Annotated in this window: 22 protein-coding genes; 12 read left to right on the forward strand and 10 right to left on the reverse strand. The window is 55.8% G+C overall.

Annotated elements, in window-relative coordinates; all coding sequences use genetic code 11:
- The first annotated feature begins 165 nt into the window (after positions 1–165).
- The 5 genes from AUQ41_RS12600 (at position 166) to AUQ41_RS12620 (ending at position 4,695) form a co-directional block, all read left to right on the forward strand.
- Entirely contained in the window at positions 166–1,098 is a 933-nt protein-coding gene (locus tag AUQ41_RS12600) for a ribose-phosphate pyrophosphokinase (RefSeq protein ID WP_063088722.1), read from the forward strand.
- A gap of 123 nt (positions 1,099–1,221) precedes the next feature.
- Positions 1,222–1,851 (forward strand): 50S ribosomal protein L25/general stress protein Ctc, encoded by a 630-nt coding sequence (locus tag AUQ41_RS12605; RefSeq protein WP_063088723.1) that lies wholly within the window; start codon positions 1,222–1,224, stop codon positions 1,849–1,851.
- 15 nt (positions 1,852–1,866) lie between these two features.
- Positions 1,867–2,646 carry an aminoacyl-tRNA hydrolase gene (pth, locus tag AUQ41_RS12610; RefSeq protein ID WP_063088724.1) on the forward strand — a complete coding sequence of 260 codons (780 nt, stop codon included), beginning with the start codon at positions 1,867–1,869 and terminating at the stop codon, positions 2,644–2,646.
- 64 nt (positions 2,647–2,710) lie between these two features.
- On the forward strand, positions 2,711–3,814 hold the full coding sequence (ychF, locus tag AUQ41_RS12615; RefSeq protein WP_063088725.1) for a redox-regulated ATPase YchF: 1,104 nt from the start codon (positions 2,711–2,713) through the stop codon (positions 3,812–3,814).
- Positions 3,815–3,957: 143 nt separating this feature from the next.
- Positions 3,958–4,695 (forward strand): GMP synthase, encoded by a 738-nt coding sequence (locus tag AUQ41_RS12620; RefSeq protein ID WP_063088726.1) that lies wholly within the window; start codon positions 3,958–3,960, stop codon positions 4,693–4,695.
- A gap of 9 nt (positions 4,696–4,704) precedes the next feature.
- Here the strand turns inward: AUQ41_RS12620 and AUQ41_RS12625 are convergent, their stop codons facing one another.
- The 4 genes from AUQ41_RS12625 to AUQ41_RS12640 are packed head-to-tail and all read right to left on the reverse strand — an operon-like array spanning position 4,705 to position 8,241.
- A complete protein-coding gene (locus tag AUQ41_RS12625; RefSeq protein ID WP_063088727.1) occupies positions 4,705–5,217 on the reverse strand; it encodes a DUF2478 domain-containing protein in 513 nt (170 codons plus the stop codon).
- 3 nt (positions 5,218–5,220) lie between these two features.
- Positions 5,221–6,261 (reverse strand): zinc-dependent alcohol dehydrogenase family protein, encoded by a 1,041-nt coding sequence (locus AUQ41_RS12630; protein ID WP_063088728.1) that lies wholly within the window; start codon positions 6,259–6,261, stop codon positions 5,221–5,223.
- Positions 6,262–6,297: 36 nt separating this feature from the next.
- Positions 6,298–7,263 carry a rhomboid family intramembrane serine protease gene (locus AUQ41_RS12635; RefSeq protein WP_063088729.1) on the reverse strand — a complete coding sequence of 322 codons (966 nt, stop codon included), beginning with the start codon at positions 7,261–7,263 and terminating at the stop codon, positions 6,298–6,300.
- 54 nt (positions 7,264–7,317) lie between these two features.
- The gene (locus AUQ41_RS12640; RefSeq protein ID WP_063088730.1) at positions 7,318–8,241 is read right to left on the reverse strand and encodes a LysR substrate-binding domain-containing protein; all 924 of its coding nucleotides are present in this window, start codon (positions 8,239–8,241) and stop codon (positions 7,318–7,320) included.
- 165 nt (positions 8,242–8,406) lie between these two features.
- Here AUQ41_RS12640 and AUQ41_RS12645 point away from each other — a divergent pair, with 165 nt between their 5' ends.
- Both AUQ41_RS12645 and AUQ41_RS12650 read left to right on the forward strand, forming a co-directional pair.
- On the forward strand, positions 8,407–8,934 hold the full coding sequence (locus AUQ41_RS12645) for a peroxiredoxin (RefSeq protein ID WP_008889483.1): 528 nt from the start codon (positions 8,407–8,409) through the stop codon (positions 8,932–8,934).
- 183 nt (positions 8,935–9,117) lie between these two features.
- The gene (locus AUQ41_RS12650; RefSeq protein ID WP_008889484.1) at positions 9,118–9,654 is read left to right on the forward strand and encodes a carboxymuconolactone decarboxylase family protein; all 537 of its coding nucleotides are present in this window, start codon (positions 9,118–9,120) and stop codon (positions 9,652–9,654) included.
- A gap of 92 nt (positions 9,655–9,746) precedes the next feature.
- Here the strand turns inward: AUQ41_RS12650 and AUQ41_RS12655 are convergent, their stop codons facing one another.
- Positions 9,747–10,553, reverse strand: a complete 807-nt coding sequence (locus AUQ41_RS12655) for an alpha/beta fold hydrolase (protein ID WP_063088731.1) — start codon at positions 10,551–10,553, stop codon at positions 9,747–9,749.
- 153 nt (positions 10,554–10,706) lie between these two features.
- The gene (locus AUQ41_RS12660; RefSeq protein ID WP_008889491.1) at positions 10,707–11,909 is read right to left on the reverse strand and encodes an aspartate transaminase; all 1,203 of its coding nucleotides are present in this window, start codon (positions 11,907–11,909) and stop codon (positions 10,707–10,709) included.
- Positions 11,910–12,225: 316 nt separating this feature from the next.
- On the opposite strand from AUQ41_RS12660, the gene uvrB reads away from it, so the two are divergent.
- Positions 12,226–14,361, forward strand: a complete 2,136-nt coding sequence (gene uvrB / locus AUQ41_RS12665) for an excinuclease ABC subunit UvrB (protein WP_063088732.1) — start codon at positions 12,226–12,228, stop codon at positions 14,359–14,361.
- Between the two features lie 112 nt (positions 14,362–14,473).
- Positions 14,474–15,244 (forward strand): ABC transporter substrate-binding protein, encoded by a 771-nt coding sequence (locus AUQ41_RS12670; protein WP_063088733.1) that lies wholly within the window; start codon positions 14,474–14,476, stop codon positions 15,242–15,244.
- A gap of 87 nt (positions 15,245–15,331) precedes the next feature.
- On the opposite strand, the gene msrP is transcribed toward AUQ41_RS12670, so the two are convergent.
- Positions 15,332–16,300, reverse strand: a complete 969-nt coding sequence (msrP, locus tag AUQ41_RS12675) for a protein-methionine-sulfoxide reductase catalytic subunit MsrP (protein WP_063088734.1) — start codon at positions 16,298–16,300, stop codon at positions 15,332–15,334.
- A 245-nt stretch (positions 16,301–16,545) separates the two neighbouring features.
- Here msrP and AUQ41_RS12680 point away from each other — a divergent pair, with 245 nt between their 5' ends.
- A complete protein-coding gene (locus tag AUQ41_RS12680; RefSeq protein WP_063088735.1) occupies positions 16,546–17,820 on the forward strand; it encodes an amidase in 1,275 nt (424 codons plus the stop codon).
- Between the two features lie 50 nt (positions 17,821–17,870).
- On the opposite strand, the gene AUQ41_RS12685 is transcribed toward AUQ41_RS12680, so the two are convergent.
- Together AUQ41_RS12685 and AUQ41_RS12690 are read right to left on the reverse strand one after the other, a co-directional pair.
- On the reverse strand, positions 17,871–18,836 hold the full coding sequence (locus AUQ41_RS12685; RefSeq protein WP_063088736.1) for a PDR/VanB family oxidoreductase: 966 nt from the start codon (positions 18,834–18,836) through the stop codon (positions 17,871–17,873).
- A 133-nt stretch (positions 18,837–18,969) separates the two neighbouring features.
- Positions 18,970–19,692, reverse strand: coding sequence for a GntR family transcriptional regulator (locus AUQ41_RS12690; protein WP_040822962.1), 723 nt, complete (start codon positions 19,690–19,692; stop codon positions 18,970–18,972).
- A 175-nt stretch (positions 19,693–19,867) separates the two neighbouring features.
- Between AUQ41_RS12690 and AUQ41_RS12695 the strand changes: the two genes are divergently transcribed.
- Positions 19,868–20,884, forward strand: a complete 1,017-nt coding sequence (locus AUQ41_RS12695; protein ID WP_008889504.1) for an aromatic ring-hydroxylating dioxygenase subunit alpha — start codon at positions 19,868–19,870, stop codon at positions 20,882–20,884.
- 152 nt (positions 20,885–21,036) lie between these two features.
- Complete coding sequence (locus tag AUQ41_RS12700; protein WP_063088737.1) at positions 21,037–22,071, forward strand: TRAP transporter substrate-binding protein; 1,035 nt, start codon at positions 21,037–21,039, stop codon at positions 22,069–22,071.
- A 148-nt stretch (positions 22,072–22,219) separates the two neighbouring features.
- Here the strand turns inward: AUQ41_RS12700 and AUQ41_RS12705 are convergent, their stop codons facing one another.
- Positions 22,220–22,690: a Dps family protein gene (locus tag AUQ41_RS12705; RefSeq protein ID WP_063088738.1), complete on the reverse strand. Its 471-nt coding sequence runs from the start codon at positions 22,688–22,690 to the stop codon at positions 22,220–22,222.
- Positions 22,691–22,901: the final 211 nt, after the last annotated feature.

Below are 22,901 nucleotides of genomic sequence, written 5' to 3' on the forward strand. Positions count from 1 at the left end.
TCTTTGAGTGTCGTGAAGGCGTCGTTGATTGGTCGGGAAATTCCCAGTTTCCGGGCTGTTGGGCGGCAAGGGCAACAAAAGGCTAGGGACGGCTATCTGTTCGGGTCGGAGTCGCAAAAGATTTAGTTATTCGCTTTCCCGGCACCCATTAACCGAGGCCCCGATATGAAGATCCTCGCTGGTAACAGTAACCGCCCGTTGGCTGAGGCAATTGCTGACCATCTTAATCTGCCGCTTACCCGTGCAGATGTTAAGCGTTTCTCTGATGAGGAAATCTGGTGCGAAATACAGGAAAACGTCCGCGGTGAGGACGTTTTTGTCATTCAGAGCACCTCTTATCCCGCAAACGACAACCTGATGGAACTGCTGGTGATGCTTGATGCGCTGCGCCGCGGTTCGGCACGTCGTATCACGGCTGTGATGCCGTATTTCGGCTATGCCCGTCAGGACCGTAAATCGGGCCCCCGTACCCCGATTTCGGCGAAACTGGTTGCCAACCTGATCACGGTTGCCGGTGCAGACCGCGTTCTGACCATGGATCTCCATGCCGGTCAGATTCAGGGCTTCTTTGATATTCCGCTTGATAACCTGTTTGCATCGCCGGTTCTGACCAGCGACATCCGCAACAAGTTTGACGGCCAGAAACTGGTCATCGTCAGCCCGGACGTTGGCGGTGTGGCCCGTGCGCGTTCGGTTGCAAAACGTCTGGATGCGGAACTTGCCATCATCGACAAACGTCGTCCGCAGGCCGGTGTTTCCGAAGTCATGAACGTCATTGGTGACGTCAAGGACGCGGCATGCATCCTGGTCGATGACATCGTTGATTCTGCTGGCACGCTTTGCAATGCAGCCGGTGCGCTGAAAGAACGCGGTGCATCGTCGGTTGCGGCCTATGTTTCGCATGGTGTTCTGTCGGGTCCGGCGGTTGAGCGTATTGCCAACTCCCCGATGACCGAAGTTGTGACCAGTGACTCGATCAAGGCATCCGATGCGGTGCGTGATTGTGGAAAAATCAGACAGCTTCCGATTGCACCGCTGATGGCAGAAGCCATCCGCCGCATTTCGGAAGAAAAATCTGTTTCCGTTCTTTTCGATTGAGGGTATAAGGCCCTCGCTGCGGTGGCACCCCTGGAGGCCACCGCACTTGTTTTCGCAGGCTTTCAGCGGTGATTCTCACCAACCTGCGGGGACAAACTACTTTTAGTTCAAGGAGATTTTCCGATGGCAAATTCTGTTATCAATGCGGAAATCCGTGAACGGGCCGGAAAGGGGGCCGCCCGTGCCGTGCGTCGTGCCGGTATGGTCCCTGGTGTTATCTATGGTGCAAAACAGGAAGCTGTTCTGTTCCAGGTTGACCCGCGTCCGCTTTGGAAACTTCTGCATGCGCCGGGCTTCTATTCCCACGTTCTGACCGTTCAGGTTGGCAAAGAGAAATACGAAGTTCTGCCGCGCGACGTTCAGTTCGACAAAGTATCTGACGAAATTCTGCACGTTGACTTCCTGCGCTTCTCCAAGGGCCAGACGATCAACGTTGAAGTTCCGGTTCGCTTCGTAAACGAAGAGAAATCCCCGGGCCTCAAAAAAGGCGGTGTTCTGAACATCGTTCGTCACGACGTCGAAGTTCTTTGCGCACCGTCTGCAATTCCGGAAGAGCTGGTCTTTGACCTGACCGGTGTTGAAGTTGGTGACTCGATCCACATTTCGGCGATCAAACTGCCGAAAGGTGTCGAGCTTACGATTACCGATCGTGACTTCACGGTCGCAACCGTTGCTGCGCCGTCTGCTCTGCGTTCGGAAGAGAACGAATCTTCTGACGAAGAAGGCGAAGAAGAAGCAGCGACCGAAGAATAAGATCGAGGTCTTACGATGTTTCTGGTGGTTGGATTGGGAAACCCGGGATCGGGATATGCCGCCAATCGTCACAACATTGGCTTCATGGCGGCGGACGAACTCGTCCGCCGCTATTCTTTTGGTCCCTGGCGCAAAAAGTTCCAGGGCCAGATTTCCGAAGGTGAATTGAGCGGCCAAAAGGTTCTGGTTCTGAAACCGGAAACCTTCATGAACCTTTCGGGGCAAAGCGTTGGCGAAGTGCTGCGCTTTTACAAGATTCCGGTCGAAGACGTTATTGTCCTGCATGATGAGCTGGACCTGCCACCGGGCAAGCTGCGCGTCAAACGCGGCGGCGGCCATGGTGGCCATAACGGTTTGCGATCGATTGACGCCCATTGTGGCAAGGAATATCGCCGCGTTCGTTTGGGCATTGGTCATCCGGGGGAAAAGTCCCGCGTGCATGGTCATGTGCTTGGGGATTTCTCCAAGGCCGAACAGGATGGCTGGCTGATGACGCTTCTGGATGCGGTGGCCGCGGAATTCGGGCGCCTGACCAAGGGCGATGATGGCGGCTTTATGAGCAAGGTTTCCGCCATCGTTTCACCGCCCAAGCCAAAGGCGCCGAAAAAAGACAAACCGGCCGCCGAAAAGGGCGAGAAAAACAAGGATGCATCAACCGAGCCGCAGGCAGGTGAAGGCATCAATGATCTTTCAGGGGCGGCAAAGGTGCGGCTTGAGCGCGCCGATACCCCGGTAAGTAATGCAGCCTCGGCCATGGCCGAAGCGCTTGCCAAGGCATTTGGCAAAAAGAAATAGTCTGGTTTGCGCATGTGCAAACCGATCCTGATAAACAGAAATTCAAGTGACGGAGCCCGGAAAGATGGGATTCAAATGCGGTATTGTCGGTCTGCCCAACGTTGGTAAATCGACCCTTTTTAACGCCCTGACCCAGACGGCAGCAGCCGAGGCAGCAAACTTCCCGTTCTGCACGATTGAGCCCAATACCGGTCGTGTCAGCGTTCCGGACGAGCGCCTCGACAAGATCGCGGCGATCGCAAATTCGGCCAACATCATTCCGACCCAGTTGGAATTTGTCGATATTGCCGGTCTGGTCCGTGGTGCGTCGAAGGGCGAGGGCCTTGGCAACCAGTTCCTTGCCAACATTCGTGAAACCGACGCCATCGTTCACGTGCTGCGCTGTTTTGAAGATGACGACATCACCCATGTCGACAACTCGGTCGATCCGGTCCGTGATGCGGAAACCATCGAAACCGAACTGATGCTGGCTGACATGGAGAGCCTGGAAAAGCGTATTCCGGGTCTTCAGAAAAAGGCGCGTTCGAACGACAAGGACGCCAAGCTGGCGATGGATCTGATCGAGCGCGCGCTTGAAGTGCTGCGTGAAGGCAAACCGGCCCGCGTGGTCGAGATTGACGGCGAAGACGAAGCCAAGGCGTTCCGTATGCTGCAACTTCTGACCAGCAAGCCGATCCTTTATGTTTGCAACGTCGATGAAGACAGTGCGGCCGAAGGAAATGAACTTTCGGCCAAGGTTGCCGCCATGGCCGAAGCACAGGGTGCACGTTCGGTGGTGATTTCTGCTGCCATCGAGGCGGAAGTTGCCCTGCTTGACAGTGCTGAAGACAAGAAAGAGTTCCTTGAAGGTCTTGGTCTTTCGGAAACCGGTCTCGCGCGTATCATCCGCGAAGGCTACAAGCTGCTTAATCTTCTGACCTTCTTTACGGTCGGTCCGAAAGAGGCGCGCGCATGGACGGTGTTCAAGGGCGCGACCGCCCCGAACGCGGCGGGTGTCATTCACACCGATTTCGAGCGCGGCTTCATTAAGGCCGAAACCATCGCCTATGACGATTTCATCGAATTTAACGGTGAAGCGGGTGCGCGCGATGCCGGCAAGCTGCGTCAGGAAGGCAAGACATATATCGTCAAGGACGGCGATATCTTCCACTTCAAATTCAACGTCTAAGCACCCGCTTTTTCGGAAACATTCCAAAGGCCACCGTAAATTGCGCGGTGGACTTTTGTTTTGGTCGGGCTGTTTTGGTGACGCAGGGCTTGTCAAAACGGCGTGGTGCAGTCTACCTTCGCTAATGCAGCAATGAGGACCGCATGAACGATCTGAGCCCGAAAAACCGCATTTTGCTTGTTTTCAACTCTGCCACCGGACAGCCGGGGCGGTTGGGAACGGTGATGCGCCGCTATGGGTTTGAGTTCGATATTCGCCGTCCCGGTGAAGGCGACCCGCTTCCGACTGATCTTGGCAAATATCATCTAGTTGTCGTGTTTGGCGGCCCGATGAGTGCCAATGACGATCATCTCGATAATGTGCGTGCGATCATGAACTGGTTGCCGCATGTGGTGGCCAGCGATGCGATGTATCTGGGGATTTGTCTTGGCGCACAGATGATGGCGCGCCATCTTGGTGCCGATGTTGTGCCCCATCCCGAAGGCATGACCGAAATCGGCTATTACCCGGTGCAGGCGACAGAAGCAGGCGAACACCTGTTTCCCGATGAACTGATGGTTTATCACTGGCACAGTGAAGGGTTTGGCATTCCCGACGGCGCGGAATTGATTGCGACCGGCCCGACATTCCCCCATCAGGCCTATCACATTGACGAGCGCATCTGGGGCATTCAGTTCCACCCGGAGGTGGACGACGAAGCCCATGAACGCTGGCTTTCGAATGCGGCCGACAAGACCGACCGCCCGAACGCCCAATGCCCCGATACCCAGCGGGCCGGGCGGGCGAAATATGATGCAGCGTTCGGGGCGTGGTTTGAACGCTTTGCCGAGAAGGTGCTGGTCAAGAACCGCATGTCCTGCGATGTCGGGCAGAGCAGCTAACGGCTAACCTCAGACAGCCACCGTATCTGCGCGCGTTTGCGAGAGCCAGTTTTTGATGGCTTGGGTGCTAAGGGCGAGCGCATCGGCATAGCCGCCATGGAATTCCTCCCACGCAGCGCGATATTCATCGCGCACCCCGACCAGAACCGGAATTTCCAGATCGAGCGCGCGTGAAATCACATCACGCAGCCCGCGGCCCTCGGCCTCGCTTCGGCCAAATCGGGCAATGATCAGGATCTCAGATCCGGCTTCGACATCGCGGGCAAGCTGGGCGGCCAAGGTCGAAAGCGCATCGCCATCAAGCTTGCAACCCTTGGCCATTTTGCCACGATTTTTCGTGATCGGCATTTCATCGCCACTGCGCAGATTGCGGACATGCACCAGAGTTCCGCAATCGGCATCCTTGCGGCGTTTTTGAACGTATCCGGCAACCGACTTGCCGTTTGCCAACATGGTGTCGGCAATCCCGGCCAGAAGATCATCAATCGGGTCTTTGGGCTGAAAGGCAATCCCGGCCAGCATGGATCAGAACCGATCAATCACGGTGACACCGGTCGAGGAGAAGCTGTCCATATTCATCAGTGCGGTTGCGCCTTCGGCAAGGGTGACGCGATCGGCAATCAGTTTTTGCGGCGCAAGCTTGCCAGCAAGGATCATGTCGAGCATCGCGTCATAGCGAAATGCCTGCATCCCGTGGCTGCCCAGAATTTCAAGTTCATGGGCAACAACGCGATCCATCGGCACCCTGGCATGGGCATGATCACCGGTCATAAGGCCGATCTGAATATGTTTGCCGCGTTTGCGCAGGGATGCGACCGAGTTAAAGCAGGTCACAGCACTTCCCAATGCATCGACCGACACATGCGCACCACCCCGGGTGATGTCCTTGATCGCGGCCGGGATGTCATCAATCGCGCGGGCATTTAACACCGCATTGGCGCCGATTTCCTTGGCGAAGTCGAGCTTGGCATCATCAATATCGACCGCGATGACATAGGCACCAGCGGCCGCAGCAATCATGATCGCCGACAGACCAACACCACCCGCACCATGGACGGCAACGATTTGACCGGCAGAAACCTTGCCCTGATCAATCACGCCGCGGAAGCTGGTGGCAAAGCGACAGCCGAGGCTGGCGGCGGTCGCGAAATCCATTTCATCGGGCAGGCGGACAAGGTTGGTGTCAGCGTAATCAATCGCGACATATTCGGCAAAGCTTCCCCAGCCGGTAAAGCCCGGCTGGAATTGATGATCGCAGACCTGATGATTGCCGCTATGGCATTCCGGGCAGTGGCCGCAGCCCGATACGAACGGGACGGTGACACGATCACCTTCCTGCCAGCGTTTGATGTCCTTGCCGACTGCAACGATGGTACCGGCAAACTCATGGCCGGGCACATGGGGGACCTGCACATCGGAATCATGGCCCATCCAGCCATGCCAGTCACTGCGACACAGGCCGGTGGCCTCGACCTTGATGACCACACCGCCATTTTGCGGGGTCGGGTCGGCGACATTCTGAACCTCGATCGGGCCCTGATAGTCGGTGAAGTAGGCTGCGCGCATGAAGCTATCCTCCTGGGACGATATTTTTTCTTTGGCCTAAGTATCGTCCTTGTTGCGGTCCGGATGCAAGCGGACAACTTTCGGGACGCCAACCGATGGTTTGGATTTTGGTTTTGGTGACGATTTCGGCTGATAGCGGCCCCACGGGGATGCATCGCGCTCCTCGCCCTCTTTTCCCCAAGGTCCGCGCTGATCACGGCGCATATTGGCACGTTTGGCGGCACGCTCTGCCTCATAGGCAGCCGCCCAGGGCGGGATGTTCGATGTGCTGCCACGCGTTTTACGACCAGGACGATAGATGCCAAAGGCTGGTGCGGGGGAACCATCATGCCACAGTGGCACATTGCGGTGCTTGAAGAGCGGGATCAGGGCCACGCCTGCGACAAAGCCCGCGATATGGGCAACCCATGCAATGCCGCCACCTGCACCACTGCCGAAATTGATCACCTGAGTGATAAACCAGAAGCCAAGCACGACCACGGCCGGAACATAAAAGATAAACACCCAGAAGAACCAGACCAGCACGCGGGCCTTGGGATAAAGCAGGAAATAGGCACCCAGCACCCCGGCCAACGCACCGGATGCCCCGATCATGGGGATTTCCGACTGGGTATCAAGCAACCCGTGCCCAAGGGCAGCGGCAACACCACAGGCGAGATAAAAGATCAGAAAGCGGAAATGCCCCATCGCGTCTTCGACATTGTTCCCGAAGATCCAGAGATACAGCATATTGCCGCCCAGATGCATCCAGCCGCCATGCATGAACATGGCCGAAAAGATCGACAGGAACCCGAAACCGGCCGGGAAGGGTGAAAAGCCCGGTGGCAGTTCGGCATGACCAAACAGCACGGCCGGGATGGCACCATATTGCAGGTTCACCAGGATGGCTGCGCGCGGATCAAGGGTGACGGTACCCAGAAACACCACGACATTGATCGCAATGATCGCGTAGGTGACCCATGGCGTGATGGTGGTCGGGTTGTTGTCCTTGATCGGCAGCATTGGCTATGTCTGTTGTCTGTGTCCTAAGTGGTACGGCGGGCAACGGGCTGCCGATCAGGCGACGACGGCCTGATCACGCGGGGCAAGGCGATCGCGCAGGTAGGCTGCCAGCTGGCGATATTCCAGCTTACGGGCCGAACTGCGGCGCCAGACCATGCCGATGCGCCGGATCGGCACCGGATTTTCAAACGGTACGATTTTAAGCAGATCCGGCCGACGGGCTTCGACTTCAAGCGACATTTCCGGCAACAGTGTGGCACCGATACCGGCCCCGACCATCTGAACCAGTGTCGACAGACTGTTGGCCTGGAAATCAGCCGACTTGTTCCAGCCCGCCTTCTGACAGACTTCAAGCGCCTGATCGCGCAGACAGTGGCCGTCTTCAAGCAGCAGAAGCTTTTCATCCTTGATGTCGCTGATTTCGAGATACTTTTTGTGCGTCAGCGGATTGTTCGGCGCACAGGCAAAGACAAAGCGATCCTCGAACAGTTCGAACTCTTCAAGCCAGTTTTCATCAATCGGAAGCGCGATCAGGGCAAGGTCGAGTTTGCCGGCCATCAGAAGTTCCACCAGCTTGGCGGTTTGGTCTTCGCGCAAAAGCGGCTGCAATTTCGGGAAGCCCGCCTTGAGTGCGGCCATCACATCGGGCAACAGATAGGGGCCGATGGTCGGAATCACACCGATATGGATCGGGCCCGAAAGCGGGTCGGAGGCGGCCTGCGCCATGGTGGTTAATTCATCGACTTCCTGAAGGATATTTCGCGCCCGCGAGACGACCTCTTCACCGAGTGGAGTCATCAGGACCTGACGCTTGTTGCGTTCGACCAGTTGGGCGCCCAGAAGGTTCTCAAGCTCGCTTATCGCAGCCGACAAACTTGGCTGCGTAATGAAGCAAGTCTCTGCAGCGCGGCCAAAATGTCCGGTTTCGGACAGCGCAACAAGGTATTTGAGCTGCTTGATGCTTGGTTGGGCAGCCATAAATTTTTCCTATCAAGAATCCAAGTTTTATCTATTTGTCTTAGGTAATGCATTTCTCTACAAATCGCTAGCAAGCAGTGCATTTTTTGCAACTGCACACAAAAGTTTTTGCGGCCTGTCGGGGGCCGCTCATTGTTTTTACAAACTGGGTTAGGAGTAACCATAATGCTTACCGTTGGTGATACGCTTCCAGAATTCAATCTTACCGGCGTTTCGGGCAAAACCCCGGACAGCTTCGCACCGGTTACCGACAAGTCCTATGAAGGCAAATGGAAGATCCTGTTCTTCTGGCCGAAAGACTTCACCTTTGTTTGCCCGACCGAGATCGTTGGTTACGGCGAACTGAATGGTGACTTCGAAGACCGTGACGCGGTTCTTCTGGGTTGCTCGACCGACACCGACTTCGTGCACGCTGCATGGCGTACCCACCACGAAGACCTGGGCGACAGCCCGTTCGTATGGCTGGCTGACGAGAAAAAAGAACTCTCGACCGCCCTTGGTGTTCTGGCGAAAGACGCCGGTGTTGCGCTCCGCGCGACCTTCATCATCGACCCGGACAACATCATCCGTCACGTACAGGTCAACGACCTGAACGTTGGTCGTAACCCGCAGGAAGCGCTTCGTATTCTCGACGCCCTGCAGACCGACGAACTTTGCCCCTGCAACTGGAACCAGGGCGACGAAACCCTGTAAGTCCAGTCCGGACCTAGTCTATGGGATCGGGCCTTGGCCCGGTCCCGCCTTTCAGCCTGTGACGTTTGCCGACTTGCGCATTGTGCGCCCGACCAAGTGCGGCACTGCCACGGCTGACGATCCCCCCCATTCGTTATTGAATTACGCGTTTATCGTTTCAGACAGCTTCAGAGGATTTTTTCCATGACGTCGATCGTTGAAATCAAGGACTCCATGCCGGCCTATGCCAAGGACCTTAAGCTGAACCTTTCGAGCATGGCCAACAATCCGGGCATGACCGACCAGCAGGTTTATGGCACCGCCCTTGCGTGTGCCTTTGCATCGCGCAACGCCAAACTGACCAAGGCCGTTGCCGCAGAAGCAAAGGAAAAACTGACGCCTGAGGCGATTGAAGCTGCCAAGGGTGCGGCTGCCATCATGGGCATGAACAACATCTATTACCGGTTCAACCACCTGGTATCGGATGAAGAATACAGCACCATGCCGGCCCGCCTGCGCATGAACATCATCGGCAAGCCGGGCATTGATAAGGCCGACTTCGAACTGTTTTCGATCGCGGTTTCGGCGATCAATGGTTGCGGCATGTGCATCGACAGCCACGACAAGGTGCTGAAGAACGCTGGCGTTAAAAAGGAAACCATCCAGAACGCCATCCGCATCGCATCGGTTATCCATGCGGTTGCCGTCGTTATTGACGCGGAAGACGCATTGGCCGAATAAGCCTAAAATATTCGGGCAATCGCCCGGCAGAAAGCCCCGGTCACCTTATGGTGCCGGGGCTTTTGTTTTGCGTCGATTTGTCGGGGCATCCGTTAAGCTGATGCGGGTTCTGTAATGCCAAGATGGTTGAGGCTGGCTTTGACCACCTGATCGGGTTGATCGAAATGCGGGATGTGGCCGCAATCCTTGATCAGCATTTTGGTCACCGGGCCGCCGGTATGTGCGCAGATGGTGTGGACCTGTTCATCGCTGCCGAACTGGTCGTCATCGCCCTGAATGACCAGAAGCGGGCAGGTGATGCTGGCAAGCTCATCGACCATGTTCCAGTCACGGAATTCAGGCTGGCGCCAGGTATCGACCCAGGCGCGGAAGACATCGTCGGTCTGGGCGAAGTGGTGGCGTTGCAGTTTGGTTTTCCAGTCGGTCTGGGCATAGATTTTGGCCGCCTCTGTGATGCCGGCAACCGTGACATCCTCGACAAAAACGTGGGCGGCCTCGGAAATTACCGCGGTGACGTTATCCGGGAAGCGCGCAGCGTATTTAAGCGCGATGGTTGCCCCGTCGCTATGACCAAACAGGATCGGTTTGGCGAGGCCCAGTTCGGTGATCAGGCCATGCAGATAGACATCACTTTCGGTGTTGTGGAAATCAATCGCGCGCGGGATATCACCAACAGCGTGCGGGTCGGATTTGCCATGCCCGCGCCGTTCATAGACAACCACCGGGTGGCGGGTCGCGGTCGCCAGCTTGGCCGGGAAATCGCGCCACATGCGGATCGTGCCAAGGGCTTCGTGCAGCATCAGGATGGTTGGCGCATCAGGTCGGACATCCTCGGGGATGATCCGCTGGCATGACAAGCTGATACCGTTCACGGTGGCATAGAAATTTTCGATCTTCATGTGAGGGCAATCTTTGTTGGGGCGTGGTTCGGATGATTTATCGGTAATTCGGTGCGCAATTATTTAATTGTGATCATGACCAAAAAAACAGGGCCCGGCAAGTACCGGACCCTGTTTGATACGATTTAATCCCGAAGATCGGGGCAGCAGACCTTATTTCAGGGCTGCGCACGCACGTTTGATGCGTTTGCAAGCTTCGATCAGGGCATCGTCCGAGGTCGCATAGGAAATGCGGAAATACGGTGCCAGACCGAATGCCGAACCCTGAACCGCCGCGACGCCTTCTGCCTCAAGCAGGTAGGTGACGAAGTCGGTATCGGTTTCGATTTTCTTGCCATCCGGGGTGGTTTTGCCAATTGCGCCCGCGCAGGACGGATAGACATAAAACGCGCCTTCAGGCGTCTTGCATGACAGGCCTTCGCATTCGTTGAGCGCGGCAACAACAAGGTCACGACGCTTTTTGAACACTTCTGCGCGTTCGGCCAGGAAATCCTGCGTACCGTTGAGCGCCTCGACCGAAGCCGCCTGGCTGATCGACGAGGTATGGGTGCTGGACTGCGACTGAACCTTGTTGATCGCCTTGATCAGCTCGACCGGGCCTGCAGCATAACCAAGGCGCCAGCCGGTCATGGCATAGGATTTCGACACGCCGTTACAGGTCAGCGTGCGGTCTTTCAGCTTTGGCTCGACCTGGGCGATGGTGGTGAATTCGAAACCGTCATAGACAAGGTGCTCATACATGTCGTCAGACATGATGTAGACGTTTTCATGTTTCAGAAGCACGTCGGCAAGCGCACGCAGTTCGGCGCGCGAATAGGCCGCACCGGTCGGGTTCGACGGCGAGTTCAGAACAACCCATTTGGTTTTCGGCGTGATCGCGGCTTCGAGTTCGGCAGCGGTGATTTTGAAGTCGTTTTCTTCCTGGCATTCAACAATGACCGGGGTGCCTTCGGCCATCAGCGCCATGTCCGGGTAAGATACCCAGTATGGTGCCGGAATGACGACTTCGTCGCCCGGGTTCAGGGTCGCGAAGAACGCGTTGAACAGGGTCTGCTTGCCACCGCAACCGACGGTGATTTCGTCGATGGTGTATTCCAGATCGTTTTCACGCTTGAACTTTTCGACAATCGCCTTGCGAAGCTCCGGCGTGCCGGCGACCGGAGTGTATTTGGTCTTGCCAGCGTCAATTGCCGCTTTGGCAGCTTCTTTGATATTGTCGGGGGTATCGAAATCCGGCTCACCTGCGCCAAGTCCGATCACATCAACGCCAGCAGCCTTAAGTTCGGCAGCCTTGGTGGTGACAGCAATGGTGGGAGAGGGTTTGATACGGCTCAAACGGTCGGCAATGAACGCCATTGGTCTGTTTCCCTGGAATTTATGAGAAGTGAAAAGAATCGTGTTCTTTCGGTTCGGACCCTACGCCTGCCTTAATTCCAATTCAAGGCTGTTTAGGCCCTTCTGCGGGTTCTTTGGGATGATTTTATCCAATTTTGCAGCCTTTCAGAAGTCCGAGCGGAAAGAACTGTTTTGCAAACGTGCCAAAACACCCGTTGTTCCCGGATTTACATCCTGACGTCTCCTGACACTTCCTGACAGGAACTGTCAGGGCGGGGGCTTGCGGTCAGGCGTATCTGACCTATAACTAGGGTTGGAATGAAAAGGGATCTGCCCGATGAATGCGCTACCGGAATTTTTGACCAAACGTCGCCCGCCTGTTGAAGGATCACGGGAATTCAAACTGGTGACCGAATACGAGCCCGCCGGTGATCAGCCGCAAGCAATTGCCGAGCTGATGGCCGGTATCGGTGAGGGCGAGCGCGATCAGGTTCTGCTGGGCGTGACCGGGTCGGGCAAGACGTTTACGATGGCAAACATCATCGCCAAGACGCAGCGACCCGCGCTTGTTCTGGCGCCCAACAAAACGCTGGCCGCCCAGCTTTATGCGGAAATGAAGTATTTCTTCCCGGATAATGCGGTCGAGTATTTTGTTTCCTATTACGACTATTACCAGCCCGAAGCCTATATCCCGCGATCCGATACCTATATCGAAAAAGACAGTTCGATTAACGAGCAGATCGACCGGATGCGCCACGCAGCCACGCGTGCGATCCTTGAGCGCAACGACTGTATCATCGTGGCATCGGTGTCGTGCATTTACGGTATCGGGGCGGTGGAAACCTATCTTGAGATGACCCAGCGTATCTCGGTCGGGGACGAGGTTGATCGCAACGACATCATGAAGCGTCTGGTGGAGTTGCAATATACCCGTAATGATGCGGCCTTTTCGCGCGGCACTTTCCGGGTGCGCGGCGATGTTTTGGAAATCTTCCCGGCCCACGCCGAGGACCGGGCATGGCGCGTGTCGATGTTTGGCGACGAGGTCGAGGAACTGGCCGAATTTGATCCGCTGACCGGGCACAAGTTCGCCAGCATGGACTCGGTCACGGTTTATGCAAATTCGCACCATGTCACCCCGCGCCCGACGCTGGTGCAGGCGATGGCCGGCATCAAGCAGGAGCTTAAAGACCGTCTGGCGCAGTTCCAGGCCGAGGGCAAGTTGCTTGCGGCCGAGCGGATCGAACAACGCACGACCTTTGATCTGGAAATGATGGAAACGGTCGGCCACTGCAAGGGGATTGAAAACTATTCCCGCTGGCTGTCGGGCCGTAATCCGGGGGAGCCGCCGCCGACCCTGTTTGAATATTTGCCGGAAAATGCATTGCTGTTTGTCGATGAAAGCCACGTGGCTGTGCCGCAGATTGGTGGCATGTATCGCGGGGACTATAATCGCAAATTTACCCTGGCCGAGCATGGCTTCCGCCTGCCAAGTTGTGTCGATAACCGGCCGCTGAAGTTTGAGGAATGGGAAGCAATGCGCCCGCAAAGCGTGTTTGTTTCCGCAACGCCCGGCAACTGGGAAATGGAACGCACGGGTGGTGTGTTTGCCGAACAGGTTATTCGCCCGACGGGTCTAATTGACCCGGTCTGTATCGTGCGCCCGGTGGAAACCCAGGTTGATGATCTACTGGGCGAGGCCAAGCAATGTGCCGCCAAGGGACAGCGTGTTCTGGTCACCACCCTGACCAAACGCATGGCAGAGGATTTGACCGAATACCTGCATGAGCACGGTGTACGTGTACGTTATCTGCATTCGGATATTGATACGCTGGAGCGCATCGAGATCATCCGTGATTTGCGGCTTGGCGTGTTTGATGTGCTGGTCGGGATTAACCTTCTGCGCGAAGGTCTGGATATCCCGGAATGTGCGCTGGTCGCGATTTTGGATGCGGATAAGGAAGGGTTCCTGCGCTCCAAGACATCGCTGGTTCAGACGATTGGCCGCGCGGCGCGTAACGTTGAAGGTCGCGTGCTGCTTTATGCAGACAAAATGACCGACAGCCTTGAATACGCGATTGGCGAAACCAACCGCCGGCGTGAAAAGCAGATGGCCTATAACAAGGAACATGGCATTACGCCGGAAACCGTGCGGTCGCGGATTAATGACGTCCTCGAAAGTGTCGCCGAACAGGATTACGTCACGGTTGATACCGGGGTGTCGGGCGACATCATGGTCGGCCATAACCTGCGTGCCCATATCGAAGACCTTGAAAAACGCATGCGCGATGCTGCCGGGAACCTTGAGTTCGAGGAAGCAGCCCGTCTGCGTGACGAGATCAAACGCCTTGAGGATCAGGAACTTGGGCTGGCTGAGGCCGGGCCGATGGCGCGCACCATTGGCACTGTTGGCCCCGGGTCAAAATCGGCCAATAAACCGAAATACAAAGGGCGCCGTAGAAAAGGGGCTTAGGATATTTAGAAAATTACAAATACAGGTTGCATTCGCCGTTGAGAATATTTGTCGTGATCACATATAACAACAGCAACACAGATTGCTGTGTGATCGCTATGGAGAAGACTTGATGCGGCGTTTGAAAGCCTGGAGTTTGGTCTTCACGGCGTTCCTGCTTGGGGCAGGCTGGTTTGGCAACGAGGTTGCCGCACGTACATTGATCGTCGCGATCAATGATGCCCCGCCTTATCGTATTGTGACCGAAACAACCGATGAGCCGGTCTATAGCGGCATCTATGTTGATGTCGTGCGCGAAGCCGCCCGACGTGCGGGGATTGATCTTGTGTTTCAGGTGGTGCCGTTCAAACGTGCCCTGCACCTGATGGAGAGCGGGCAGGCGGATTTGATGCTTGGTCCCAATCGCACCGATGATCGTCTGCAATACATGTATTATTTCGGCGCAGCCCTGCCGAGCGAGCCGAAGGTGATTTATACCGGCGCACTGGATGCCAATGTGATCGAGATCGAGGATCTTGAACACAAACTGACCGGGGTGCTGCGCGGGGCCAGTTATGGCTGGCAGTTTAGTGAGGCGCCCTATATCCGGTTTGTCGAAGCAGCGGATTACGAGACGCTATTTCGAATGCTTGATCTTGGCCGGATTGATGCACTGATCGCACCGGAGCTTCTTGCCGTTGCTCATATCCGCAAGTTCGGGCCGTTTCGGATCAAACGATCTGATTTGCTGTTACAGGGAAAGCCATCTTTCATTGCGCTATCGCGCCAGTCGGACTTTTTCACCGATGGCAGCTTTACCGTACTTGAAAAACACCTGATCGATATGCGCCAGGACGGCACCTTTGAGGAAATTTATGGCCGGTACGCGAATACGGATTCGTAACGTGTCCGATGGCCAACAGAATCGCCAAGAAAAAAGCCGGTGTCGTAAAACACCGGCTTTTGCGTTTGGGCGCTACGGGCGTGCGGGTCACATAAACAGCCGTTCGTTTTCCATGCCCTTGTAGATATCGGCAACAAAATCGCCATAGCCGTTATAGATCCGGGTGGGGACGCTTTCGCCGTTATTAAGCAGCCGTTCATAGGCCTGCGACCAGCGCGGATGCGGGACTTCAGGATTTACGTTGGCCCAGAAGCCATATTCATCGGCGTTGATGTCTTCCCAGAAGCTTTTCGGGCGCGTGTCGGTGAAGGTGAAGCGCACAATAGATTTGATGTTTTTAAAACCGTATTTCCACGGTGTCACCAGACGCAGCGGTGCGCCGTTTTGCTTGGGCAGTTCTTCGCCGTAAATGCCCGTGGCAATCATGGTCAGTTCATTGGTGGCCTCGGCCATCGTGAGACCTTCGATATAGGGCCACGGATACCAGAACTGACGCAGGCCCGGCATGGTGTCCTTTTGGCTGGCGGTTTCCATTTCGACATATTTCGCACCCGACAGGGGCTTGGCGAAATCAACCAGTGCCTTCATCGGGAAACCGGACCAGGGCACGGTCATCGCCCAGGCTTCGACACAGCGGAAGCGATAGACGCGCTCTTCGAGTGGCATCTTGCGGACAAGTTCTTCGAAATCGATCTCAATCGGTTTTTCAACCAGCCCGTCGATCACCACGGTCCAGGGTCGGATGCGCATGGCCTGGGCAGCCTGCGAGATCGATTTGTGCGATCCGAATTCATAGAAGTTGTTATAGGTCAGCGCCTTGGACTTTTCGGTCATTTCGCGTTCGACCGTGTAGGCCGGGTTGCGATCCACCGGATAAAGATCGGCGGTGGAGCCGGATCCCTGTGCGAGCGCGCTGCCAAGCGGGAGACTTGATGCTGTTGCGCCAATCGATCCGGCGGCGATCCCCTTAAGGAATTGACGGCGGTTTTTATAGATCGATTCCGGCGTTGCGTCTCGTTCAGGAATTTCCCAACCCTTTTTGCGGCGTATCAGCATTTCGTCCTCCAATTGCGCGGGTTTTCTAAATGTCCTTTGAAAACCGGCTTTGGGCAAGTCACGGCTCGGTGATCAGCGGGTGAAACCCTGATCATTTCCGGTTACTACCCGTTTTGTACGGGCGAAATTGCCGATCTGATCCTTGATCAGGCACGGGTGCCATCCTATGACAGTCAAACACAAATGCGCGGCGCGGATCGAATGGGGCCGTCGGATCGCGACAAAACAACAAATCGGGGTGCCAGATGGGTGCAATGATCGACAAGGCAAAAGCGGCAATCGACAAGGTCAATCAACTTGGCGAGCTTAAGGACAAGATCTTTACCGAGTTTGATTCTGAGCGGATTTTAAAGGCTGCTGCCGAGGCGGAGCAATATTGCGCGCAAAATCCCGGTGCAGCACTTGCCGGGATGCTGGTATCGGTCAAGGATCTGTATGACGAGGCGGGCATTGCCACCACGGCGGCATCCGAACTTTTGAAGGGGCGCGTACCGGCCGAGGCCGACAGCGAATGCGTGCGTCGGATCAAGGCCGCCGGGGCCATTCCGTTTGGCCGTACGACGCTGAGTGAATTTGCCTATTCCGGTGTCGGGCTTAATCCGCATTACGGCACGCCGGGTAACATCTTTGACCCTGATGGCATTCCGGGTGGTTCAACCTCGGGCGGTGGTTTGACCGTGGCGCACGGGATTGTGGATCTGGCGCTTGGCACGGATACGGGCGGATCAATCCGAATTCCATCGGCGGTCAACGGGCTTTATGGCATCAAGCCAAGCCGCCTTTTGGTGCCGGGGGCGGGCATTCATCCGTTGGCCAAAAGTTTTGATACGCCGGGGCCGTTGGCAGGAGATCTTGAAACCGCCATTCGTGCGTTTGAAGTCCTGACAGACATCACCGTGACACCGCCGGAAGATGGGAAAAAGACGCTTCGCATTGGCGTGCCGATGAACGCGTTTGTTGATGGGCTCGATGACCGGGTGAAGGCAGACTTTGCGATGATCTGTGCAAAGCTGAAAGAGGCCGGGCATGAACTGATTGAGATTGATTTTGCTTTCATCGCCCAGAACGCGATCCTCAATAAGATGCTGGTGTCGTTTGAAGCGCACCGGATCTATGCCAAGGATTTCGCAAAGCTTGCAACCGTGGGCGATCCGCGCGTTTTGTCGCGGATGAAGTTTGCCGATACGCTATCAAGTGATGAAGTGATCGACGCCTATGCCAAGCGGACCGATATTGTATCGATGTTCGGGGCGGCGATGGCGGATGTTGACGTCATGATCGCGCCGACCTTGCCGCGCATGGCACCCAAGATTGCCGAGGTCGAAGCCGACTTTGACAACCTGAATGCCCTGATGCTGCGTAATACCGGTTATCTGAACCTTGTCGATGCCTGTGCGCTTTCGATGCCCGTTCAGATCAAAGGTGAGGTTGCACCAGCCGCCCTTATGATCGGGGCGCCACACGGTCATGATCAGGCGATCCTGGCAGCGGCCCGGTTGATTGATCCGCTTTTTGCCTGAAGAAGCTGACTGAACAAGAAAGCGGCCCGGAACTTCCGGGCCGTTTTTGTTTAGAGATCCAGCGTCAGGCAACCGCTGCTTTGCATGCGGGAGACGCAAATACACATCTGATCGTTCTGGGCTTTTTGGCTGTCGCTGAGATAGGCGTCGCGATGCGACAGATCGCCATCATGCGAAATCACAACCGACGTACAGATCCCGCAATTGCCCTTTTTGCAGTCGTAAAGCGGATCGATGCCTTCATCGATCAGGACATCGAGGACAGATTTGCCAACCGGGACTTCGAAGGTCTGGCCGCTTTGCGCCAGATGAACTTCGAAGCTGGTGTCATCAAGCTGTGCGGCAGGCGTGGTAAAGCGTTCATAATGCACATTCTCCGACGCCCAGCGATTGCGGCGTGCGGTATCAAGCACGGCATCGATCAGGCCGCCCGGGCCGCAGACATAAACGTGTTTGCCGGCTTCTGCCGTGCCAAGGATGCTGGCAAGCGACATGCTGCGTGACGCATCGCCACCGTCGAAATAAAGCGCGCATCGCCCGTTGGCGGCATCAAGGGCCTCGGTCATCAGGGCCATGTCGGTGTGGTTGCGGCAGGCATAATGCAGGACAAAGTCCTTGCCTGCCTGTTGAAGCGCGGTCGCCATGGCAAGGATTGGCGTGATGCCAATGCCGCCGGCAATCAGGATGGTTTTGGCCGCACTCTCAACAAGCGGGAAGTCATTTTGCGGCAGGTCGATTTCAAGGGCATCGCCGGTATTGACCTTTTGATGCATATACATGGACCCGCCTTCGCCGCCTTCTTCGCCCAGCACGGCGATCCGATAGAGATCAGGCTCCCCCGGATTGATGATCGAATAGGACCGCTTAACAGACTGGCCGGCTGTGTCGGTGACGGTGAGTTTAATATGCGCGCCCGGTTCGGCAGGCGGCAGGCTTGTGCCATTGGCGGCAACAAGATCAAAACCACGTATGCGGTCGGTCAGGTCATGGACCTGTTGAACGGTAACTTCAGGCATGGCGATTTTCCTTCCCAGGCCCCCGGATTTTCTCCGGGTGTGTTTGTCTGTGGGCTTGACTGGATCCAGATTAGATCAATTGGATCCAATTTTGTCAAACCTGATGGGGCCGGAAAATATAAGGCGGGGCGAATTATGCGGTATCTTCGCGTTCGATGACGGTGAAGTTGTCGGGCATATCCTGTGTCGGACCAAGGATTTGCGTATAGCGCAGTGCCGCATTGGCATGTTCACGCATCAGGGCTTCGGCGCGCGCGCCCTGGCCATTATCGATGGCATCGAAAATGATGTGATGTTGCATGTGGCTGAAATTGAATCGGCGGAATTCGCCGGTCATGTCATCGCGATTAAAGGCGATGGAGGACACGGATGCAAACGGCAGGTGATCATTGCGCGACAGAGCATCTTCGATGGCGATGTTGCGGCTGGCCTCGATGATGGTGTTGTGAAAGCGCATGTTGAAATCGTGATAGATTTCCATGTCTTCATCGGTCAGGAAACCCTTGGAAAACAAGGCATCACCCGTGGACAGACATTCAATCAAATGGCTGCGCGCCGGAAGGGAAATGCCGCGCTCGCTGGCAAGGCGGGCGGCAAGTCCTTCGAGTACACCGCGCACTTCGATGGCGTCGGCAATTTCGGTCGGGGTGATGGCGCGCACGGTGTAGCCGCGACGATCCCCTTTGCGCAGCAGGCCTTCCTGTTCTAGTGTCCGAAAGGCAATTCGGACCGGTGTGCGCGATACGCCAAGCCGTTCAGCAATCGGGATTTCTGCAACCCGTTCGCCCGGTGGGAGTTCCCCGTTGGCGATCATTTTCCGCAAGGTGATCAGGACGCGCTGGCCGTGTTTGCTCATGCCGGTTTCCGTTTTTGTGACTGCCGGGCGATCATAGTTCAGATCGAATTGTTTAAAAAGCATCTTGCCAAATTGGATCCAATTTGATTACGCTTAGAAGCATAACAAGAAATCTTGGTGGTAAAAATTCCACCTGCAAGCAACCTTGATTGGCCTTGCGCCAAGGGAGAGAAACATGTTCCTGCGTAACTTCTGGTACGTCGCAGGCTGGGATGGCGAAATTGGTCGCACCCCCGTCGCGCGCACGATCTGCAATGAAAATGTCGTTTTGTATCGCCGTGCCGACCGGTCACTGGTCGCACTTGAAGACAGCTGCCCGCATCGCCTTCTGCCGCTGAGCCAGGGTTATGTCGAAGGCGATCGTCTTGTGTGCGGCTATCACGGGTTGGAATTTGATGGTGATGGTGCATGCGTACATATGCCCAACCAGCAAAGCATCCACCCCGAGGCCTGTGTGCGCGCCTATCCGGTGGTCGAGAAGGACCGCTTTGTCTGGGTCTGGATCGGCGACAAGGAAAAGGCCGACGAGGCGCTTGTGCCCGACATCCCGCATGCATCCGAAGAAGGCTGGGTCTTTGACGGCGGGACCTATGATGTGAAATGCGGGTACGAGCTTTTGGTCGATAACCTGATGGATCTGAGCCACGAGACCTATGTGCATCCGTCCAGCATCGGTCAGCTTGAAATCACCGAGAGCCTGCCGCAGACACGGTCCGATGACGAAAGTGTCACGGTCGAACGCTGGATGGAAAACATCGTGCCGCCGCCGTTCTGGGCCAATAACCTGAAATCCAAGGAAGTCTGCGACCGCTGGCAGATCTGTACCTTTACCCTGCCATCCAATGTGATGATTGATGTCGGCGTTGCGCTTGCCGGGACCGGTGCGCAACAGGGCGACCGATCCAAAGGTGTGACCGGCATTGTCGTGAACTGCATGACGCCGGAAACAGAAACCACGTGCCGCTATTACTGGGGCATGGTGCGCAACTTTGACATCGATGATAACGGCTTGACCCAAAACATCAAAGATGCGCAGGCCAAGGTGTTCTATGAGGATCTTGAAGTGGTTGAAGGTCAGCAGGCCAACATGCTGCGCCATCCGGAACGCAAGCTTTTGAACTTCAATATTGATGCGGGCGGTGTGCGTGCGCGCCGTCTGATTGATCGGGCACTTGCTGCTGCGGCGGAATAACCAACGCATAAAAAGACAAAGCCGGATCCGAACCGGTCAAAGAACGCTACCAAAAGAGAGAGACGCTCAGTGCTGTGAAACACCGCGCCAAAACCGTGCCAAGCGGGCGGGGGTGCTGAGCGCATTTTCAGGGAAAACGTCTGAGGTTGAAAATGTTAAAACGCCTGTTTGTATCGGCAGCAGTTGCTGCTGGCTGTTTGGCAAGCGCGCTTTCTGCGCAGGCCGAACCGGAATTTACCTTCGTTTTGGAACATGTGCTGGGGCCCAAGGCAACGGCACAGGCCAAATTCCTTGAGCCATGGGCCCAGCGGATCGAGGAACAATCTGACGGTCGCATCAAGATCGAGATTTACCCGGCGATGGCGCTGGGTGGCAAACCGACCGAGCTTTACAGTCATATCCGTGATGGCGCGGTTGATCTGGGTTGGAGTGCACTTGGCTATACGCCGGGTGTCTATCCGCGCAGTGAAGTGTTTGAGCTGCCATTTGTTCATACCGGCAGTGCGGCCATAACCAACATGGCCATTCAGGATATCTATGAAGAGCACCTGTCGCAGGATTTCGACGATATCAAGCCTTTGCTGATCCATGTCCATACCGGACAGGCGATTTTCACCACCGAGAAAAAGATCGAAAGCCTTGCTGATGTCGAAGGCATGAAACTGCGGGCACCGTCGCGTACCGGCGCCTGGATGCTCGAAAGTTGGGGCGCACAGCCGGTCAGTATGCCGGTTCCTGATTTGCCGCAGGCCTTGTCGCTTGGGGTTGTTGACGGTGCGCTGATCCCGCACGAGGTCGCCATTCCGTTCAAGATCCCGGATATGACCCAGTATGCCATCGAGGGGGATCAGGGTGTCCGGTTTGGCACGCTGGTCTTCATGTTTGCGATGAATAAGGATCGCTATGAAGCCCTGCCAGATGATCTGAAAAAGGTCATTGATGATAACTCTGGCCAGAACATTGCGCGCGAAATTGGCGAGGCATGGGACGCAATTGAACCCCGCGGTGAAGAGATTTTCGCCAAATCGGGCGAGCTGGTGACGCTTTCAGCCGATGAAACCGCAAAGTTCGCCGCAAAGGCCGACGAAGTGATTGATCGCTGGATCGCGGAAATGAACGACAAAGGTGTTGATGGTGCCGCCATTGTCGCGGCCGCACGTGCGGCGATTGCCAAGCATAGCCAGTAAGTAGCTTTCAGCCCGCTGATCGGGTTGCTCCTTTCCCGGTCACAGGCATCGTGCGTCGCAAGGGTGTGGTGTTCTTGTGACGCACATATATAAAAACGGTCCGGAATGTTCCGGGCCGTTTTGCGTTGGGGACGCGAAAAGTTGGTGCTTAGCCTTCAAGCAGGGAACGCAGCATCCAGGCGGTTTTTTCATGGACCTGAATGCGGGCGGTCAGAAGGTCTGCGGTGGCGTCATCGTCCGAGCTATCGCAAATCGGATAGAGCGAACGCGCGGTCTTGATCACGGTTTCATGGCCTTCGACCAGTTGCGCAATCATGTCCTTGGCGACGGGCACACCTTTTTCTTCCTTGATCGCGGTAAGTTCGCCGTAGGCCGAGAAGCTGGCCGGGGCATAGGCGCCCAGCGAACGGATGCGTTCCGCAACTTCGTCAATCGCGGTCGCCAGTTCGGTGTACTGCTCTTCGAACATGGTGTGCAGGGTCTGGAACATCGGACCCGTTACGTTCCAGTGGAAATTGTGCGTTTTCAGGTATAGCGCATAGCTGTCGGCCAGAACGCGGCCAAGTCCGTCGGCGATAGCGGTGCGGTTGGATTCATTGATGCCGATATCGATCTGCATGTTTATCTCCTTTCGCCGCTTTCAATCCAAGCGGGCTTTGTGCTTTTTCGTGTTGAAGGCAGTATGAATGACTGCTGTTAATTACACCAATTGATTGTCTAATTGTTTGCGATAGGGCAATTCTATTACTGAAGTAGGGATATTTCAGTGGGCCTTTGATATGGCTGAATCCGGTCGTTGGTGCGTCGTAGACATCTGGGTCAAAAAAAGG

This window comes from Thalassospira sp. MCCC 1A02898, assembly GCF_001618185.1.
Taxonomy (GTDB): Bacteria; Pseudomonadota; Alphaproteobacteria; order Rhodospirillales; family Thalassospiraceae; genus Thalassospira; species Thalassospira tepidiphila.

Excerpts from the sequence above, each read along its gene's own strand:
- AUQ41_RS12630 (WP_063088728.1), bottom strand. The coding sequence starts at position 6,261 with ATGCGCGCAGCCTACTTCACCGACTATCAGGGCCCGATCGAGGTTCAG.
- AUQ41_RS12640 (WP_063088730.1), bottom strand. The coding sequence starts at position 8,241 with ATGGCTGCCCAACCAAGCATCAAGCAGCTCAAATACCTTGTTGCGCTG.
- AUQ41_RS12685 (WP_063088736.1), bottom strand. The coding sequence starts at position 18,836 with ATGCCTGAAGTTACCGTTCAACAGGTCCATGACCTGACCGACCGCATA.
- AUQ41_RS12645 (WP_008889483.1), top strand. The coding sequence starts at position 8,407 with ATGCTTACCGTTGGTGATACGCTTCCAGAATTCAATCTTACCGGCGTT.
- AUQ41_RS12695 (WP_008889504.1), top strand. The coding sequence starts at position 19,868 with ATGTTCCTGCGTAACTTCTGGTACGTCGCAGGCTGGGATGGCGAAATT.
- AUQ41_RS12605 (WP_063088723.1), top strand. The coding sequence starts at position 1,222 with ATGGCAAATTCTGTTATCAATGCGGAAATCCGTGAACGGGCCGGAAAG.
- AUQ41_RS12690 (WP_040822962.1), bottom strand. The coding sequence starts at position 19,692 with ATGAGCAAACACGGCCAGCGCGTCCTGATCACCTTGCGGAAAATGATC.
- AUQ41_RS12620 (WP_063088726.1), top strand. The coding sequence starts at position 3,958 with ATGAACGATCTGAGCCCGAAAAACCGCATTTTGCTTGTTTTCAACTCT.
- AUQ41_RS12705 (WP_063088738.1), bottom strand. The coding sequence starts at position 22,690 with ATGCAGATCGATATCGGCATCAATGAATCCAACCGCACCGCTATCGCC.
- AUQ41_RS12600 (WP_063088722.1), top strand. The coding sequence starts at position 166 with ATGAAGATCCTCGCTGGTAACAGTAACCGCCCGTTGGCTGAGGCAATT.
- AUQ41_RS12655 (WP_063088731.1), bottom strand. The coding sequence starts at position 10,553 with ATGAAGATCGAAAATTTCTATGCCACCGTGAACGGTATCAGCTTGTCA.
- AUQ41_RS12680 (WP_063088735.1), top strand. The coding sequence starts at position 16,546 with ATGGGTGCAATGATCGACAAGGCAAAAGCGGCAATCGACAAGGTCAAT.
- msrP (WP_063088734.1), bottom strand. The coding sequence starts at position 16,300 with ATGCTGATACGCCGCAAAAAGGGTTGGGAAATTCCTGAACGAGACGCA.
- pth (WP_063088724.1), top strand. The coding sequence starts at position 1,867 with ATGTTTCTGGTGGTTGGATTGGGAAACCCGGGATCGGGATATGCCGCC.
- uvrB (WP_063088732.1), top strand. The coding sequence starts at position 12,226 with ATGAATGCGCTACCGGAATTTTTGACCAAACGTCGCCCGCCTGTTGAA.
- AUQ41_RS12700 (WP_063088737.1), top strand. The coding sequence starts at position 21,037 with ATGTTAAAACGCCTGTTTGTATCGGCAGCAGTTGCTGCTGGCTGTTTG.
- AUQ41_RS12650 (WP_008889484.1), top strand. The coding sequence starts at position 9,118 with ATGACGTCGATCGTTGAAATCAAGGACTCCATGCCGGCCTATGCCAAG.
- AUQ41_RS12660 (WP_008889491.1), bottom strand. The coding sequence starts at position 11,909 with ATGGCGTTCATTGCCGACCGTTTGAGCCGTATCAAACCCTCTCCCACC.
- ychF (WP_063088725.1), top strand. The coding sequence starts at position 2,711 with ATGGGATTCAAATGCGGTATTGTCGGTCTGCCCAACGTTGGTAAATCG.
- AUQ41_RS12625 (WP_063088727.1), bottom strand. The coding sequence starts at position 5,217 with ATGCTGGCCGGGATTGCCTTTCAGCCCAAAGACCCGATTGATGATCTT.
- AUQ41_RS12670 (WP_063088733.1), top strand. The coding sequence starts at position 14,474 with ATGCGGCGTTTGAAAGCCTGGAGTTTGGTCTTCACGGCGTTCCTGCTT.
- AUQ41_RS12635 (WP_063088729.1), bottom strand. The coding sequence starts at position 7,263 with ATGCTGCCGATCAAGGACAACAACCCGACCACCATCACGCCATGGGTC.